This window comes from Burkholderia sp. Ac-20353, from assembly GCF_017104785.1.
GTDB lineage: Bacteria > Pseudomonadota > Gammaproteobacteria > Burkholderiales > Burkholderiaceae > Burkholderia.
The window spans coordinates 1-14,738 of record NZ_JAAGPL010000203.1 but is presented as its reverse complement, the minus strand read 5'-3'; the positions used below and the strand labels follow the sequence as shown (position 1 = coordinate 14,738).

Sequence of the window (14,738 nt, the reverse complement as noted above, 5' to 3'; positions counted from 1 at the left end):
GCCCCGCATCCGCGGACGATACGGCAGGCGCAGCGGCAGCCGGCGCCGTGACAGCGGCTGCAACGGCGGAAACGGCCGTATCTGCCACCGTGGCCACCGCGGCCTCGCGCACGTCGGCGCCCGGTTTCAGGTTGCCGTCGCCTTCGACTTCGAGGCGAATCAGCTCGCTGCCGACCGCCATCATCTCGCCGATCTTGCCGCCGAGCGCCAGCACCTTGCCCGACACGGGCGACGGAATCTCCACCGCCGCCTTGTCGGTCATCACGTCGGCGAGCGGCTGGTCTTCCTTGATCGTCTGCCCCACTTCCACATGCCAGGCCACCAGCTCGACCTCGGCGATCCCTTCGCCGATATCCGGCATCTTGATGACGTGAATACCCATGTCAAGCCTCCATCACGCGTCGCAACGCTTCGCCAACCCGGCTCGGGCCGGGAAAATACGCCCATTCCTGCGCATGCGGATACGGCGTGTCCCAACCCGTCGTGCGCTCCACGGGCGCCTCGAGGTGGTAGAAGCAATGTTCCTGGACGAGCGACACCAGTTCCGCGCCATAACCGCAGGTGCGCGTCGCTTCGTGAACCACGACGCAGCGCCCGGTCTTGCGCACCGACGCGACGACCGTGTCCAGATCGAGCGGCCACAGCGTGCGCAGGTCGATCACCTCGGCATCGATGCCCGTCTCCTCGGCTGCGGCCAGCGACACATGAACCGTCGTGCCGTAGGTCAGCACCGTCACGTCGCTGCCGGCGCGCACGATGGCGGCCGAATCGAGCGGCACCGTGTAGTAACCCTCGGGCACCGCGCTCGCCGGATGCTTCTGCCACGGCGTGACCGGCCGTTCGTGATGGCCGTCGAACGGCCCGTTGTAAAGCCGCTTCGGCTCGAGAAAGATCACCGGATCGTCGTTCTCGATCGCCGCGATCAGCAGCCCCTTCGCGTCGTACGGGTTCGACGGCATCACCGTGCGCAGCCCGCACACCTGCGTGAACATTGCCTCAGGGCTCTGGCTGTGGGTCTGGCCGCCGTAGATGCCGCCGCCGCACGGCATCCGGATCGTCATCGGTGCGGTGAACTGGCCGGCCGAGCGGTAGCGCAGCCGTGCGCCTTCCGACACGATCTGGTCGGACGCCGGGTAGAAGTAGTCCGCGAACTGGATCTCGCACACGGGCCGCAACCCGTACGCCCCCATCCCGACTGCCGCGCCGACGATCCCGCCTTCCGAGATCGGTGCGTCGAACACGCGCGACTTGCCGTACTTCGTCTGCAGCCCTTCGGTGCAGCGGAACACGCCGCCGAAATAGCCGACGTCCTGGCCGAACACGACGACGTCGCCGTCGCGCTCGAGCATCACATCCATCGCGGAGCGCAGCGCCTGGATCATCGTCATCGGCTGCGTCGCCGTCGTCGTTGCTTCTCGTTGCGCCATGATCACGCTCCCAGTTCCTGGCGCTGACGGCGCAGATGCGCGGGCAGCTCCTTGTACACGTCGTCGAACATCGACGCCGGCGACGGAATCCGCTCGTCGGCCAGCGTGCCGTATTTCTCCGCTTCCTTCTGCGCGGCGATCACCTCGGCCTCGAGCTCGGCCGTGAGCGCGTCGTGCGCGCTGTCCGACCAGATGCCCTTGGCGATCAGGTGGCGCTTGAAGCGGGCGATCGGATCGCCGAGCGGGAAATGGGTCCAGTCGTCGCCCGGCCGGTATTTCGACGGGTCGTCCGACGTCGAGTGCGCGCCCGCGCGGTAGGTCACCCATTCGATCAGCGTCGGGCCGAGGTTGCGGCGCGCGCGTTCGGCGGCCCAGCTCGATGCTGCGTAGATCGCGAGGAAGTCGTTGCCGTCGACGCGCAGCGACGCAATCCCGCAGCCGACGCCGCGCCCGGCAAAGGTCGTCCCCTCGCCGCCCGCGATTGCCTGGAACGTCGAGATCGCCCACTGGTTGTTGACGACGTTCAGCACGACGGGCGCGCGATACACGTGCGCGAACGTGAGCGCCGTATGAAAGTCGGCCTCGGCCGTCGCGCCGTCGCCGATCCATGCGGATGCGATCTTCGTGTCGCCCTTGATCGCCGACGCCATCGCCCAGCCGACCGCCTGGATGAACTGCGTCGCCAGATTGCCGGAGATCGAGAAGAAGCCCGCTTCGCGATCGGAATACATGACCGGGAGCTGGCGCCCCTTCAGCGGGTCGCCTTCGTTCGACATCAGCTGGCAGATCATCCGTTCGAGCGGCACCTCGCGCGCGATCAGGATGCTCTGCTGCCGGTAGGTCGGGAAGCACATGTCGCCATGACGCAGCGCCATCGCATGCGCGGCGCCGATGGCCTCTTCGCCGAGGCTCAGCATGTAGAACGAGATTTTTTTCTGGCGCTGCGCGATCAGCATGCGCGCGTCGAAGATGCGGGTCTTCAGCATCGCCCGCATCCCGGCGAGCAGTTGCGCGTCGTCGAGATCCGGCGCCCACGGGCCGACGGCTTCGCCATGGTCGTCGAGCACGCGCACGAGGCTGCGGGCGAGATCGGCGGTGTCCGCCGCGGCAACATCGATCGGCGGGCGGCGAACCGCGCCGGCTGGCGATAGATGCAGATAGGAAAAGTCGGTCTTGCAGCCCGGCCGCCCGGTAGGCTCCGGCACATGCAGACGCAATGGCTCTGACAGGCTCATCGTGTCGTCTCCACGCTCGATTTTGTCTCACGCTGATAAGGGAACGCGCAGCCGGTTGCCGGCTCGCGCGTGGCGTGGCACGCGGATAAGCGCACCAACCTTGGGAATTTAGGCAATGCCGCGCTGGCCGTCGATGACCAACTCGCTCGATCGTGGTGAGCAGATTTGCCATGCCGGGCAGGACACGGCTGGGCCGCGAGCCCGCCGTCGCCAGAGACACGGGCCGGAGCCGCGTGGCTCGGCGCCGGGCATCCGGAAGCGATGCGACGCATGAGGCACAATACGCGTCGTCAGAACCGGGTTGCAGCAGGCATACATGCGCGTCGTTGTCGTCGGAACAAGCGGATCGGGAAAATCCACCTTTGCAAATGCGCTCGCAACATCCGCGGGCTGTCCGTACATCGAACTCGATCGGCTCTACTGGGGCCCCAACTGGGCAGCGGTTCCGCATGAACAGTTCGAGAACGCCGTGCTCGCAGCGACGACTGGAGACCAATGGGTCGCGGACGGGAACTACAGCGCGTTGCGTGACGTTCTTTGGTCGCGAGCGACGCACGTCGTGTGGCTCAACTTCGGTCGGTGGACCGTTTTCTCGCGCGTGCTCTGGCGCACGATAAGCCGCGGACTGATGCGCACGGAGCTTTCTCACGGCAACCGCGAATCGCTGCGGATGGCGTTCTGCTCGAGGGATTCGGTGCTGCTGTGGTCATACACGACGTTCGCGAAGAACCGCGTCAAGTTCGCAAGCCTTCGTGACGATCCGAAGTACGCGCATCTTCAGTGGACGGAAATCACCGAGCCGGCGCGTACGAACGAATTCATCGCATTGCATGCGCGCGCCGGCGATTGACCGGCGAACGTGAGCACATCATCCGCCGCCGTCAATCGGCGCGGCCATCTGCCCTCGGCGAGACCAGAATCGGCACGTAATGGATCGTGTACGCGAGCAGCGCGACGATCCAGCAGGCGCCGGACGCGTCGAGCCAGACTCCATACGGCACGCCCGGGACCAGCGGCCCGAGTGTCCTCAGGATCGTCGCGCCGATCATCAGCCAATAGCACAGCTGCTCCCAGGGCCCCGCGACGAGTTTCCGTCCGGTGTGGCCGAGCGCGGTGCGCGTGATCATCGCGATGATCGCCCCGCCGATCGCCCCGACCGTCAGCAGATGAATCGCCAGCGAATGCGGGACGACGCCGGCGGCCGACAGCGCGAGCATCGCGAATCCGGCCGGAATCCACAGGCAGGACACGTGAAGGATCCAGACGATCGGCCGCTTGCCCACGCGCCACGACCGCCACCCGACAAGGCGAGCAGCGTGCAGCAGCGCGGTCGCGCATGCGGCGCCGATCAGCAACGCGCCGGGAATGCCGATTGCGTCCGCAAACAACGTCAGCGCGACCGCCGGTGCGGCGAGCGCTTCCACGAACCTGAAGCGCCGGACCGTGAAGCCCGGAATCGCGTTCATCGTGAACATCGGCACGATGCGTCCGGTGATCACCGCGACGAAGAACACGATCAGCCCCGTCGCCGCATACGCGGTTCGGAGTGCGAGGTCCTCGCGCCCGGTCATTGCGTACCAGTGGAACAGCGCGTTCAATCCGCCGAACAGCAGCAGCGCCACCGGCAAAAACACGTTGTGGCGGTTCTTCACGGAAAGCAGCACGCGCAGCAAGACGATCGCCGTGACCGGCAGGAATGCCGAATCGACGACAGCGGCAACCGTGTCCGGCCCGGTCCAGACCAGCAGCCGCCCGGCCGCCCACAACAGCCAGAGTGCGGCCAGCGACGCGCCCCGCAACGTCTCGCGTGAGGTCCACGCACGCACGGCGGTCAGCAGGAAGCCGACGACTATCGCTGCGACGAAGCCGAAGATCATCTCGTGCACGTGCCACATCAGCCCTGCCAGCGGCGCCGCGCGTCCGGCGACCGGCACGCCGTGCGCTGCGGCCAGCCAGACGGCGATCGCGATGCCGCCGAACAATGCGCCGCCGAGATAGAACGGCCGCAGGCCGAGTTGCAGCAACGGCAGCGCGTCGGGGGCCGACGGTGCCCGCATCGGTTCGCTGATCTTCATGATTCACTCCGGCGGCAGATGATCTGTAGTCCATCCTAGCTCCGCTTGAACCGAATTGGGCTGGATTCCCTATCGGCTGAAGTGGCATCGTCGGAATGCCTGATCTGCGTCAATGGCGTGCTGCATCAGGCGATTCCGCGCGCTGCGCGGTGACGCGCGCCCGGTGCGACAAAATGCGCGTCGCAACGCGGCACGAAGGTGCCTAGTGTTGATTCATGCGCGGCACGACGACCTCGAGTGGCCAACGGAAGCGGGAGCGGCGGATGCGAGTGCTCCACGCGGCAGACGCCGACGCGCTGACATTCAGGAGAGTCGACATGTTGAGCCCGCATGAATTCGCCGCACTGTTGCTGATCGGGCGCGCGCCCGATGCCGCCGGGCTGGATCCCGGTGATCTGACGACGCTCGTCGAGCGTCAATTGGTCGCACTGGAGCAACTCACGTTGGAAAATCGGCGAGCGTGCCTGACGGCAAGCGGACGGTCGATGGTGGAAAAATTCGACCGTCGGCATTGATGCATCCACGCGCCACTGTCGCACCTTCACGCCACTTCGATGATCACCTTGAGCGCATGCGTTTGCGCGGCGCGGCCGAACGTGTCGTACGCGCGCTCGACATCGTCGAGCGAGAAACGATGCGTGATCAGCTGGTTCGGATCGAGCCGCCCCGAGCGCACGGTCTTCATCAGCATCGGCGTGCTGACCGTGTCGACGAGCCGGGTCGTGATCGCGATGTTGCGATCCCAGAGCTTTTCGAGGTGCAGGTCTGCCTTCACGCCGTGCACGCCGACATTGGCGACGACGCCGCCCGGTGCGACGATCGACGTGCAGATTTCGAACGTCGCCGGGATGCCGACTGCCTCGATCGCGCAATCGACACCGACACCTTCGGTCAGCTTCATCACTTCGGCGACCGGATCGCCGGACTGGCCGTCGCAGCAATCGGTCGCACCGAAGCGCCGCGCGACCTCGAGCCGGTTGTGATCGGGATCGATCATGATGATCTGCGCGGGCGAGTAGAACTGCGCGGTCAGCAACGCTGCCAGCCCGATCGGGCCGGCGCCGACGATCGCGACCGAGCAGCCCGGCTGCACCTTGCCGTTCAGCACGCCGCATTCGAATCCGGTCGGCAGGATGTCGGACAGCATCACGAGCGCGTCCTCGTCCGCACCGGATGGGATCCGGTACAGGCTCGTCGGCGCATGCGGAATCCGCACGAACTCGGCCTGCGTGCCGTCGATCCGGTTGCCGAGGATCCAGCCGCCGGTCGTGCAGTGCGAATACAGGCCGCGGCGGCAGTATTCGCAGCGGCCGCACGACGAGATGCACGAAACCAGCACGTGATCGCCGGCCTTCAGCGTGTCGACCGCCGCTCCTACGTGCTCGACGATCCCGACGCCCTCATGACCGAGGATGCGTCCGGGCTCGCATGTCGGCACGTCGCCCTTGAGGATGTGCAGGTCGGTGCCGCAGATCGTCGTGCGCGTCATCCGGACGATCGCGTCGGTCGGCGCCTGCAGTTCGGGCATGGGCCGCTGCTCGAGCGCCATCTGGCCGGGGCCGCGGTATACGAGTGCTCTCATTGGGTTTCCTTCGGCGAAGAGGCGTCCTCTTCGCTCATCGATGTTGGCGCCGGTGTGCTGGTTCGATTGACGATCATCGAACGGTCGGGACCCATCCGATGCCGCATGCACGCTACCGGCAACGCGAGCGCTTCACTGTGCGGCCACCGGGCGCAACCGCCGTTGATCTGAGTCAACCGTGCGGAAAGCCAGCCTCGTAGACTGAGTTGCACTGACGGGTTCACCGTCGATGGAGCGATCACGATGAGCTACAAGAGCCTGGTCGTGCACCTCGATACGAGCGACCGCGCACATTCGCGCCTCGAATTCGCATTGCGGCTCGCGCGGCAGTTCGATGCGCATCTGACCGGCGTCTTCGCCGTCTATACACCGGAGCCGAGTTCGTTTTACGTAATGGCCGGGTCCGCCGACTATTTTCGCGAGCACCAGCAATGGCGCGATCAGCGGTTCGCCGCACTCGAGCGGCTGTTCCATGCGGAAACCCTGCGCGCCAAGGTGCCGAGCCGCTGGATCACCGCCGACGCACGGGCCAACAGCGCGGTGCCGCATCATGCGCGCCATGCCGATCTCGTGATCGCCGGCCAGCGCAATCCCGACGACCCCGAGACCTTCGTCGACGATCAGTTCCCCGAAAACCTGGTGCTCTCCGCGGGACGCCCCGTGCTGTTCGTGCCGTACGCGGGAGAGTTTGCGACGGTCGGCGAGCGCGTGCTCGTTGCATGGGACGGCAGTCGGGAAGCCGTGCGTGCCGCGCATGACGCGATACCGTTCCTCGAACGGGCGAAACGAACGACGGTCGTCGCCGTCACCGGCGCGGGCGACGACGCGGACTCGCGCATTCCGGGGGCCGACGCGGCGCTGATGCTTGCGCGCCATGCACCGGATGTCAACGTACTCGATATTGCCGGCGCGCCCGATACGCCGGTCGGCGAAACATTGCTGTCGCGCGCGTACGAAACGGGCGCGGACCTGCTCGTGATGGGCGCCTACGGGCACACGCGCTGGCGCGAACTGCTGATGGGCGGCGTGACGCGTACCGTGCTCGCGTCGATGACGCTGCCGGTCCTGATGTCGCACTGAAACTGCGTTCTGATGACCACGGCGCGCCGACACCTGCCACATGAGTTGCCACCTGAGCCGCCGCGGCCTCGACCGAAAAGGAACCGTCATGAGCTACAAGACCCTGCTCGTTCATCTCGACGACAGCCCGCGCAGCGCTGCGCGCGTCGAACTCGCACTCGAGCTCGCGCAACGCTGGCGCGCGCACCTGATCGGTCTGTACGTGGTCTGCCAGGATCTGTTCGAGCCATTGCTCCGACACAATGAACCGCTGAAGCTGGCCGTGTACGAACGCTTGGGCGAGGAACGCCGGAAGCAGGCCGAAACCGCCTTCCTCGAAGCGGCGGAACGTGCAGGATGTAGCGTCGAGTGGCGGGCGCCTGCCGGCCCCGCGACCGAGACGGCGACACTGCATGCGCGTCACGCGGATCTGCTCGTGCTCGGCCAGACGGATCCGCACGACCGCACCACATACATTGCCCGCCATTTCGTCGATGACGTGGTGACGGGCAGCGGGCGTCCGGCGATCATCGTGCCGTACGCGGGCCAGGTCCGTACGTTCGGCGAAACCATCGTCATCGCGTGGGACGGCGGCCGTGAGGCGGCTCGCGCGGTTGCCGACGCGCTGCCGCTGCTCGAGCGCGCGCGCTTCGTCACCGTCGAGACGGTCGAACGCCGGCATGCCGATCCGGACTGGACACCCGCAGGCGTCGACGTCGCCGCCTACCTTGAACGCCACGGCATTCGCGCGTCCTTTGCGACGACGCCGCGCGAAGGCGACATCGGCACCGGCGCGACGCTGCTCAATCGGACCAGCGACCTGCATGCGGATCTCCTCGTCATGGGGGCGTACAGCCACACGCGCACGCGCGAGCGCGTGCTCGGCGGCGCAACGCGCACCATCCTCGAAAGCATGACGGTGCCGGTGATGATGTCACACTGATCCGATACGGGGCGGCCGTCTTGCGCCGCCCGAATTTCTCCCCGATTTCCGCCCGAATTCCGGCCGATCGGCCGTGCCCGGCAGCGATTCCGCCAGATTCCCCACGTTCCCCGCTGCAGGCCAGACCACTGCGCGATTGTGCGCTATCCTGCAGAGGACCTTTCCTGTGCAGCACCTTAATCGGCGGTCGCGCGATCTCCAATAATCGCTGCTCTGTCCGTCGGTCCATTCACTGTCCGCCGGCGCGGCAGGCCGGCACTCCGGCCGGATCGACCGATAAAAAATCATATGCATTCCTATCGACATAAGAAAACACGCAACCACACCCTCCTCGCCAGACTTCACGCCGTGGCCAGCGGCAGGCGGGCCGGCGGCATTGCGGGGACCGTCGCGATCGCCTGCCTGGGCGGCTTCGGCGCAGGCGCGGCCCACGCGCAAAGCAGCGTCGCGCTGTACGGCCTGATCGACACGTCGATCACCTATGCGAACAACCAGCGGACCCACGGAGCCGGTTCGCCGGGCAGCAGCAACTGGGCGATGACGAGCGGCGCGTTGAACGCGGCGCGCTGGGGGCTGCGCGGCCGTGAAGATCTCGGCGGCGGATTGGCGGCCATCTTTACGCTCGAGAACGGCTTCTCGGGCACGACCGGCGCGTTGTCGCAGAAAGGCGTCGACCTGTTCGGCCGTCAGGCGTGGGTCGGCGTCAGCTCGAAATCGGCAGGCGCGCTGACGTTCGGCCGCCAGTACGACCTGATCCTGGATTTCGTGACGCCGCTCGGCGCGTCCGGGCCCGGCTGGGGCGGCAACCTGGCCGTCCATCCGTACGACAACGACGACTCGAACCGCAACATCCGCATCAACAACGCGGTCAAGTACACGAGCCCGACGTATCGCGGCCTGACGTTCGGCGCGATGTACGGCTTCTCGAACACGCCGGGCCAGTTCGGCAACAACGCGGCGTGGAGCGCGGGGCTTTCGTACGCGAACGGGCCGTTGAAGCTCGGCGCCGGCTACCTGAAGATCAACCGCGACCGGAACGTGGCGAATCCGAACGGCGCACTGAGCACGACGGACGGCTCCGCGACTATCACGGGCGGCAGCCAGCAGATCTGGGCCGTCGCCGGACGGTATGCGTTCGGGCCGCATTCGGTCGGCGCCGCATGGTCGCATTCCTCGACCGATGGCGTGACCGGCGTGCTGCAGGGCGGCAGCATCGCCGCGCTTAAGGGCAACTCGCTGGTCTTCGACAACTTCACGATCGACGGGCGCTACTTCGTCACGCACGCGTTGAGCGTCGGCGCCGCTTACACGTATACGATGGGCCGCTTCGACTCTCGCACGGGGCAAACCCGTCCGAAGTGGAACCAGGTGGTCGCGCAAGCCGATTACGCGTTCTCGAAGCGCACGGATGCCTACCTCGAAGGCGTCTACCAGAGCGTGAGCGGCGGCAACGGCAACCCGGCCTTCAATGCGACGGTGTGGACCTTGACCCCGTCGGCCAACAGCAATCAGGTCGTCGTCGCGCTGGGGTTGCGGCACCGCTTCTGATCGATTTCCGGTCGATCGCCGTGCACCGGCCGCGTGATGCGCAACGCGCGCGTCGTGCGGCCGGCGTCAGCCAGTTGTCCATTCATCCGATAAGTGCCCGCTTAAGCGTGCGTTAATCCTCGGCGCCTACGCTGGAAATGTCGTATCCAGCCAGGGCCGCAGCCGAACCTGCCGGACGACTGCCCCGGCGGCTTCCTCTTCCCTTGTCACGGATCGACCTGCGATCTCGCGGGGCGCATGTTCCGCAACAAACCCGCGTCGCAGAACCTCGACGATCCGCTGACGCGACGCATCCTGCGAAACTGGTCACGTTGTGACATTTTTCCTAAGCTATTTGCAGGGATTCGTGCAACAAGCCAGCCGGACACGACGACCTTCCAATTTCCCGTTGCCTGCTTGCGGAACCGCACCAGTGCTTCGGGCGGCGCGCCGGCGCCGCCTTCTGTCGTGTCGCCTGCGCTGGACGGGCCGCGCGTCGCGCGCATCCGCGAGTAGTCAACGCAGTCAACCGCAGGAGACGAACGATGAGCAAAATGAACCGATACGCGGTGATCGTGGTCCTGGCACTGCTGGCCGGTTGCCACCACGCGGCGAAGACGCCTGAGAACGCCGCCGTGAATCCGGGTGCGACGAACGAGGCGGTCGTCACGACGCAGGCCGACGAGCTCAATAATCCGAACGGTCCGCTCGCGAAGCGGAGCATCTATTTCGATTTCGACAGCAACGCGATCAAGCCGGAATTCCAGTCGCTGCTGCAGGCGCACGCCGATTACCTGCGCCGCCACCCCGCGCAGCGCGTGCTGATCCAGGGCAATACCGACGAGCGCGGCACGTCCGAATACAACATCGCGCTCGGGCAACGCCGCTCGCAAGCGGTGCTGAGCGCGCTCGTCACGCTGGGCGTGCAGGAAACGCAACTCGAAGCGGTCAGCTTCGGCAAGGAAAAACCGGTGGCGCTCGGTCATGATGAAGCGTCGTGGGCGCAAAATCGCCGAGCAGATCTCGTCTATCGTTGAGCGAATCGGGCCGGAACGCGCGGCACGCGCGTCCGGCAGGCGTTCGGTCGCAAGCGACTGCCGCGCTCGGCGTGCGGCGCTCACGCGTTCGGGGCGGTCACATCCTGGAATGCCCAACCGAACGAGCGGATCTCCGATTTGTGCAGGGCCGCGACCGTACGCAAGCAGCTTTCGCCTTTCGGTGTCAGATGAATCTCGACCTGCCTGCGGTCGTGCAGGCTCGCCCGGCGCGTGACGAGACCGGCGGCCTCGCAGCGCGTCACCAGCGCGACCGTGCCGTGCGACGACGCCTGCAGGCGTTCCGCGATTTCACCGACGGTCGCCCATGAACGGTCCGGAAACGCGCAGGTGTGCAGCATCAGCATGTACTGCAGCGGGGTAAGCCCCGCGTCGTGAAGGATCCGTTCGGAAAAATGCAGGAATTGCCTGAGCCGGTAGCGAAAATCGGATAGCTGCTCCAGATCGGATTTCGTCACGCCCGTTTCGGCCTTGCGGTTTGTCGGTTGCATCGCTGACTCCCGTCGACGGGGCGTTTTTCGGCTATATGTCATCTTGTGACATAAATATAGGCCGGCAGCTCCGCGAGTGCAAAAGCGTATCGGTGGCGCGCCGTGGAACCATCATCGCGCGGGAAACGCGCGCGCCACACGTGACATCCAATCGGTTGAGCGGCTTCGAACCGAGTTTCAAACCGCGATTACACGGCGGCATCGCGCCGCCCGTCATTGTTCGGAGGATTCAGGATGAACACGATCTTCGATGCAGCGCTGTGCAGCGCCCTGCTCGCCGTCGCCCTGCCCGTTTCCGCGCAGCAGGCCGGCCCGACCGATCCGCAGATCGCGGCGATCGTCGTGACGGCCAACCAGGTCGACATCGACGCCGGGAAACTGGCCGAATCGAAAACGCACAACAAGGACGTCAAGGCGTTCGCCGACCGCATGGTGACCGACCACACGGGGGTCAACAAGGCGGCGGTCGATCTCGTCCACAAGCTGGGTGTGACGCCCGAGGAGAACCCCACCAGCATGGACCTCAAGCATGGCGGCGACACGAATCTGCAGACCCTCGGCAAGCTCGACGGCGCGCGTTTCGACCGCGCGTACATCGACCATGAGGTGACCTATCATGAAGCCGTACTGTCCGCGATCGATCACACGCTGATCCCGTCCGCAAAGAACGCCGAACTGAAGGCGCTGCTCGTCAAGGTCGAACCCGCGTTCGTCGCGCACCTCGAGCATGCGCGCCATCTGCAGTCGACGCTGGGGAAAGGCAGTGACGGCGCGCAATGACGCGCTGGCGGCGCCGTCGCGTGCAAGCCCGTGGGGACGGCGCTGCGCCGGCGCGGTGTGGCTGGGCGCACTGGCCCTGTCGTCCGGCGCGCTCGCCGGATCGCAGGTGGTCGTGATCGAGCAGATGCGCTTCGCGCCGGCCGAACTGACAGTGCATCGCGGCGACGAGGTGGTCTGGATCAACCGCGATCTGTTTCCGCATACGGCGAGCGCCGACGGCCACGCGTTCGACTCCGGCAGCATCGCGCCGCAGGCGTCGTGGCACTACGTCGCGCGCGAGCGTGGCCGGTTTCCTTATTCGTGCACGTTCCACCCGACGATGCACGGGACGCTGAACGTGCAATGAGCGTCGACAAAGGTGCGCGATGACGATTTCTCTCGACACGCATGCGTATCCCGCCCTCGATGACGAACCCGCGCTCGTGCGCCGCGTCGTTGCGGGCGATCCTGGCGCATTCGAACTCGTGATGCGGCGGCACAACCGGCGCCTGTTCCGGCTCGCCCGCGCGATCCTGCGCGACGACGCGGAAGCCGAGGACGCGCTCCAGGTCGCGTACCTGTCCGCGTACAGTTCAATGGCGCGCTTTCGCGGCGACGCGACGCTCGGCACCTGGCTCACCCGGCTGCTGCTGAACGAGTGCTTCGGCCGCGTGCGGCGCGCGCGGCGCCGAGCCGGCGTGATGCCGATGTGCGATGCCGACGATGCCCTCGACGAGGCAGACATGATCGATATCTCGTCCGATTCCCCCGAACGGTCGGCGTCGCGCGCCGAATTGCGGGACCTGCTGGAGCGCCGGATCGACGCGCTGCCGCCGGCGTTCCGGATTGTGTTCGTGATGCGCTCGGTGGAGGAAATGACCGTCGAGGAGACCGCGCAACACCTCGCGCTGCCCGAGGCGACCGTGCGCAGCCGGCACCATCGCGCGCGGCGGATGTTGCGCGCGTCGCTTGCGCTCGATCTCGATCTGGCTGCGCGCGACGCGTTTGATTTTCGTGGTGCGCAGTGCGACCGGGTGGTCGCGCAGGTGCTGGCGCGGCTGCTGGCGGACGATCGGATGGAATAAGCCGGTCGTCCGGAACGTTTCGTGTTCGCGCGGGTGTCGGGGCCGCCCGCCCGTCTATTGGAGGATCAGATGAAATCGACTACGTGGGTCGCTGCCGTGGTCGCAGCGCTGACGCTGCTGCTGTCCGCGGGATGCATGTCCGACAACGGCGCTTCGCAGAATCACGCCGTCGGCCGCTATGGTGGAGGCGGCGGCGCAGGTGGTGGCGGTGGCGGGGGCGGCGGAGGTGGCGGCGGCTACTGACCGTTCGCCCTCCGCCTCACGGGCCGCCGTGCACGAGCGCCGCAAACCGGCGGCTTCGCGCGGCGGCGCCACGCCGCCCTTCCCCGTCAGCGCATCGCCTTCACGTCGGCCGGCGTGATGCTCGCCGGCTGCCCGCCCCAGGTTGCGCGCAGATAATTCGCGAGCTGCGCGAGTTCATCGTCGCTCATGGTCTGCGCGAAGCCCGGCATCGACTGCATGTTTTCGACGCCGGCGAACTTCTGCTCGTCGATGCCGTCGAGCATCGCGACCAGCAGGTTGCGCGGATCGGGCTGGCGCAGCGTCGAGTTGCCGTTCATCGGCACCGCGACGTGCGGCTTGCCCTCGCCGCCGAGCCCGTGACAGCCGGCGCAGACCGCGACGTAGACCGAGCGGCCCGCCGCGAGTTGCGCCGCGTCGGCCGAAACCGGCTTTACCGGTTGCGGCGCCGGCGGCGTGTCGCCGAGCAGATAGACGGACAGCCCGCGCAGGTCGTCCTTCGTCAGGTACTGCGTGCTCAGGTGCACGACCGGGTACATCTCGCCGAACGCGGAGCCTTGCGGCGCGATGCCGACGCCGAAGAACGTCTGCAGGTCGGCGCCCGTCCAGCCGCGCGCGGCGAGGCCCGCCGGCGTGATGTCGGGTGCGGCCACGCGGCCGAGCGCCGCGCCCGCGAACGGCTTCGCGCCGTCGAGCTGGCCCGTGAAGCTGCGCGGCGTATGGCATTCCGCGCAGTGGCCGAGCGCGTTCGCGACATAGCGGCCGCGCTGCCAGTCGGCGGACTGGCCGGTCGATGCGTCGGGCAGGCTGTCCTTCAGGAACATCAGGTCCCAGATCGCCATTCCGAACCGCAGGTTGTACGGGAACGACAACTCGTGCGGACGGTTTTCCTGCGCGACCGGCTTTACCGACATCAGGTACGCGTACATCGCGTCCGTATCGGCGCGCGTGAGCTGTCGGTACGACGTGTACGGCATCGACGGATACAGCCGCTTGCCCGGCGCCTTGCCGTCGTGCAGCGCGGCGTAGAAGTCGTCCGCGCTCCAGCTGCCGATTCCGTGATCCTTGTCCGGCGTGATGTTCGACCCGTAGAACGTGCCGTATGGCGAATCGAGCTTCGCGCCGCCGGCGAACGGCGCGCCGTCCTTCGCGGTATGGCAGGCCGCGCAGTCGGCGGCCTTCACGAGATAGCGGCCGCGCGCGATCTGGTCGGGCGCCGGAGCGGCGCCGGTCGCGACGCTCGGCGCGTCGTGGCCGCCG

At 66.7% G+C, this 14,738-nt stretch carries 17 protein-coding genes and 1 pseudogene; 11 read left to right on the top strand and 7 right to left on the bottom strand.

Annotated features, from left to right (window positions below):
* From G3N94_RS34090 to G3N94_RS34080, 3 genes are all read right to left on the bottom strand, one after another.
* The coding region (locus tag G3N94_RS34090) for a biotin/lipoyl-containing protein (RefSeq protein WP_346778750.1) at positions 1 to 382 on the bottom strand (382 nt) is incomplete at its 3' end.
* A gap of 1 nt (position 383) precedes the next feature.
* Entirely contained in the window at positions 384 to 1,427 is a 1,044-nt protein-coding gene (locus G3N94_RS34085; protein WP_205798232.1) for an alpha-ketoacid dehydrogenase subunit beta, read from the bottom strand.
* A gap of 2 nt (positions 1,428 to 1,429) precedes the next feature.
* Complete coding sequence (locus G3N94_RS34080; RefSeq protein WP_205798230.1) at positions 1,430 to 2,662, bottom strand: 3-methyl-2-oxobutanoate dehydrogenase (2-methylpropanoyl-transferring) subunit alpha; 1,233 nt, start codon at positions 2,660 to 2,662, stop codon at positions 1,430 to 1,432.
* 316 nt (positions 2,663 to 2,978) lie between these two features.
* On the opposite strand from G3N94_RS34080, the gene G3N94_RS34075 reads away from it, so the two are divergent.
* Positions 2,979 to 3,512, top strand: a complete 534-nt coding sequence (locus G3N94_RS34075) for a toxin (RefSeq protein ID WP_205798228.1) — start codon at positions 2,979 to 2,981, stop codon at positions 3,510 to 3,512.
* A gap of 31 nt (positions 3,513 to 3,543) precedes the next feature.
* Here the strand turns inward: G3N94_RS34075 and G3N94_RS34070 are convergent, their stop codons facing one another.
* Positions 3,544 to 4,737, bottom strand: coding sequence for an NnrS family protein (locus G3N94_RS34070; protein ID WP_205798226.1), 1,194 nt, complete (start codon positions 4,735 to 4,737; stop codon positions 3,544 to 3,546).
* 317 nt (positions 4,738 to 5,054) lie between these two features.
* On the opposite strand from G3N94_RS34070, the gene G3N94_RS34065 reads away from it, so the two are divergent.
* Complete coding sequence (locus tag G3N94_RS34065; RefSeq protein WP_205798224.1) at positions 5,055 to 5,252, top strand: hypothetical protein; 198 nt, start codon at positions 5,055 to 5,057, stop codon at positions 5,250 to 5,252.
* Positions 5,253 to 5,278: 26 nt separating this feature from the next.
* Here the strand turns inward: G3N94_RS34065 and G3N94_RS34060 are convergent, their stop codons facing one another.
* Positions 5,279 to 6,319 (bottom strand): zinc-dependent alcohol dehydrogenase family protein, encoded by a 1,041-nt coding sequence (locus G3N94_RS34060; protein ID WP_205798222.1) that lies wholly within the window; start codon positions 6,317 to 6,319, stop codon positions 5,279 to 5,281.
* Positions 6,320 to 6,562: 243 nt separating this feature from the next.
* On the opposite strand from G3N94_RS34060, the gene G3N94_RS34055 reads away from it, so the two are divergent.
* The 5 genes and pseudogenes from G3N94_RS34055 to pal all read left to right on the top strand — a co-directional run bounded on the left by G3N94_RS34055 (position 6,563) and on the right by pal (position 10,885).
* On the top strand, positions 6,563 to 7,399 hold the full coding sequence (locus G3N94_RS34055) for a universal stress protein (RefSeq protein ID WP_205798220.1): 837 nt from the start codon (positions 6,563 to 6,565) through the stop codon (positions 7,397 to 7,399).
* Positions 7,400 to 7,487: 88 nt separating this feature from the next.
* Complete coding sequence (locus G3N94_RS34050; RefSeq protein WP_205798218.1) at positions 7,488 to 8,321, top strand: universal stress protein; 834 nt, start codon at positions 7,488 to 7,490, stop codon at positions 8,319 to 8,321.
* 288 nt (positions 8,322 to 8,609) lie between these two features.
* Entirely contained in the window at positions 8,610 to 9,869 is a 1,260-nt protein-coding gene (locus G3N94_RS34045; RefSeq protein WP_241022230.1) for a porin, read from the top strand.
* A 60-nt stretch (positions 9,870 to 9,929) separates the two neighbouring features.
* A pseudogene (locus tag G3N94_RS43305) lies at positions 9,930 to 10,148 on the top strand (hypothetical protein); the annotation flags it as partial.
* A gap of 245 nt (positions 10,149 to 10,393) precedes the next feature.
* Complete coding sequence (pal, locus tag G3N94_RS34035) at positions 10,394 to 10,885, top strand: peptidoglycan-associated lipoprotein Pal (RefSeq protein WP_205798214.1); 492 nt, start codon at positions 10,394 to 10,396, stop codon at positions 10,883 to 10,885.
* Positions 10,886 to 10,965: 80 nt separating this feature from the next.
* Here the strand turns inward: pal and G3N94_RS34030 are convergent, their stop codons facing one another.
* The gene (locus G3N94_RS34030; protein WP_205798212.1) at positions 10,966 to 11,394 is read right to left on the bottom strand and encodes a MarR family winged helix-turn-helix transcriptional regulator; all 429 of its coding nucleotides are present in this window, start codon (positions 11,392 to 11,394) and stop codon (positions 10,966 to 10,968) included.
* A gap of 234 nt (positions 11,395 to 11,628) precedes the next feature.
* Between G3N94_RS34030 and G3N94_RS34025 the strand changes: the two genes are divergently transcribed.
* The 4 genes from G3N94_RS34025 (at position 11,629) to G3N94_RS34010 (ending at position 13,481) form a co-directional block, all read left to right on the top strand.
* Entirely contained in the window at positions 11,629 to 12,174 is a 546-nt protein-coding gene (locus G3N94_RS34025) for a DUF4142 domain-containing protein (protein ID WP_241022229.1), read from the top strand.
* A gap of 55 nt (positions 12,175 to 12,229) precedes the next feature.
* Positions 12,230 to 12,520, top strand: a complete 291-nt coding sequence (locus G3N94_RS34020) for a cupredoxin family copper-binding protein (protein WP_205798234.1) — start codon at positions 12,230 to 12,232, stop codon at positions 12,518 to 12,520.
* Positions 12,521 to 12,539: 19 nt separating this feature from the next.
* Complete coding sequence (locus G3N94_RS34015) at positions 12,540 to 13,238, top strand: RNA polymerase sigma factor (RefSeq protein ID WP_205798210.1); 699 nt, start codon at positions 12,540 to 12,542, stop codon at positions 13,236 to 13,238.
* Positions 13,239 to 13,307: 69 nt separating this feature from the next.
* The gene (locus G3N94_RS34010; RefSeq protein ID WP_205798208.1) at positions 13,308 to 13,481 is read left to right on the top strand and encodes a hypothetical protein; all 174 of its coding nucleotides are present in this window, start codon (positions 13,308 to 13,310) and stop codon (positions 13,479 to 13,481) included.
* Positions 13,482 to 13,567: 86 nt separating this feature from the next.
* On the opposite strand, the gene G3N94_RS34005 is transcribed toward G3N94_RS34010, so the two are convergent.
* The coding region (locus tag G3N94_RS34005) for a cytochrome c (RefSeq protein ID WP_205798206.1) at positions 13,568 to 14,738 on the bottom strand (1,171 nt) is incomplete at its 5' end.

Bases quoted from the DNA above. Each gene is read 5' to 3' on its own strand.
- G3N94_RS34080 (WP_205798230.1), bottom strand. From the start codon at position 2,662: ATGAGCCTGTCAGAGCCATTGCGTCTGCATGTGCCGGAGCCTACCGGG.
- G3N94_RS34085 (WP_205798232.1), bottom strand. From the start codon at position 1,427: ATGGCGCAACGAGAAGCAACGACGACGGCGACGCAGCCGATGACGATG.
- G3N94_RS34030 (WP_205798212.1), bottom strand. From the start codon at position 11,394: ATGCAACCGACAAACCGCAAGGCCGAAACGGGCGTGACGAAATCCGAT.
- G3N94_RS34050 (WP_205798218.1), top strand. From the start codon at position 7,488: ATGAGCTACAAGACCCTGCTCGTTCATCTCGACGACAGCCCGCGCAGC.
- G3N94_RS34060 (WP_205798222.1), bottom strand. From the start codon at position 6,319: ATGAGAGCACTCGTATACCGCGGCCCCGGCCAGATGGCGCTCGAGCAG.
- G3N94_RS34025 (WP_241022229.1), top strand. From the start codon at position 11,629: ATGAACACGATCTTCGATGCAGCGCTGTGCAGCGCCCTGCTCGCCGTC.
- G3N94_RS34075 (WP_205798228.1), top strand. From the start codon at position 2,979: ATGCGCGTCGTTGTCGTCGGAACAAGCGGATCGGGAAAATCCACCTTT.
- pal (WP_205798214.1), top strand. From the start codon at position 10,394: ATGAGCAAAATGAACCGATACGCGGTGATCGTGGTCCTGGCACTGCTG.
- G3N94_RS34070 (WP_205798226.1), bottom strand. From the start codon at position 4,737: ATGAAGATCAGCGAACCGATGCGGGCACCGTCGGCCCCCGACGCGCTG.
- G3N94_RS34010 (WP_205798208.1), top strand. From the start codon at position 13,308: ATGAAATCGACTACGTGGGTCGCTGCCGTGGTCGCAGCGCTGACGCTG.
- G3N94_RS34015 (WP_205798210.1), top strand. From the start codon at position 12,540: ATGACGATTTCTCTCGACACGCATGCGTATCCCGCCCTCGATGACGAA.
- G3N94_RS34065 (WP_205798224.1), top strand. From the start codon at position 5,055: ATGTTGAGCCCGCATGAATTCGCCGCACTGTTGCTGATCGGGCGCGCG.
- G3N94_RS34045 (WP_241022230.1), top strand. From the start codon at position 8,610: ATGCATTCCTATCGACATAAGAAAACACGCAACCACACCCTCCTCGCC.
- G3N94_RS34055 (WP_205798220.1), top strand. From the start codon at position 6,563: ATGAGCTACAAGAGCCTGGTCGTGCACCTCGATACGAGCGACCGCGCA.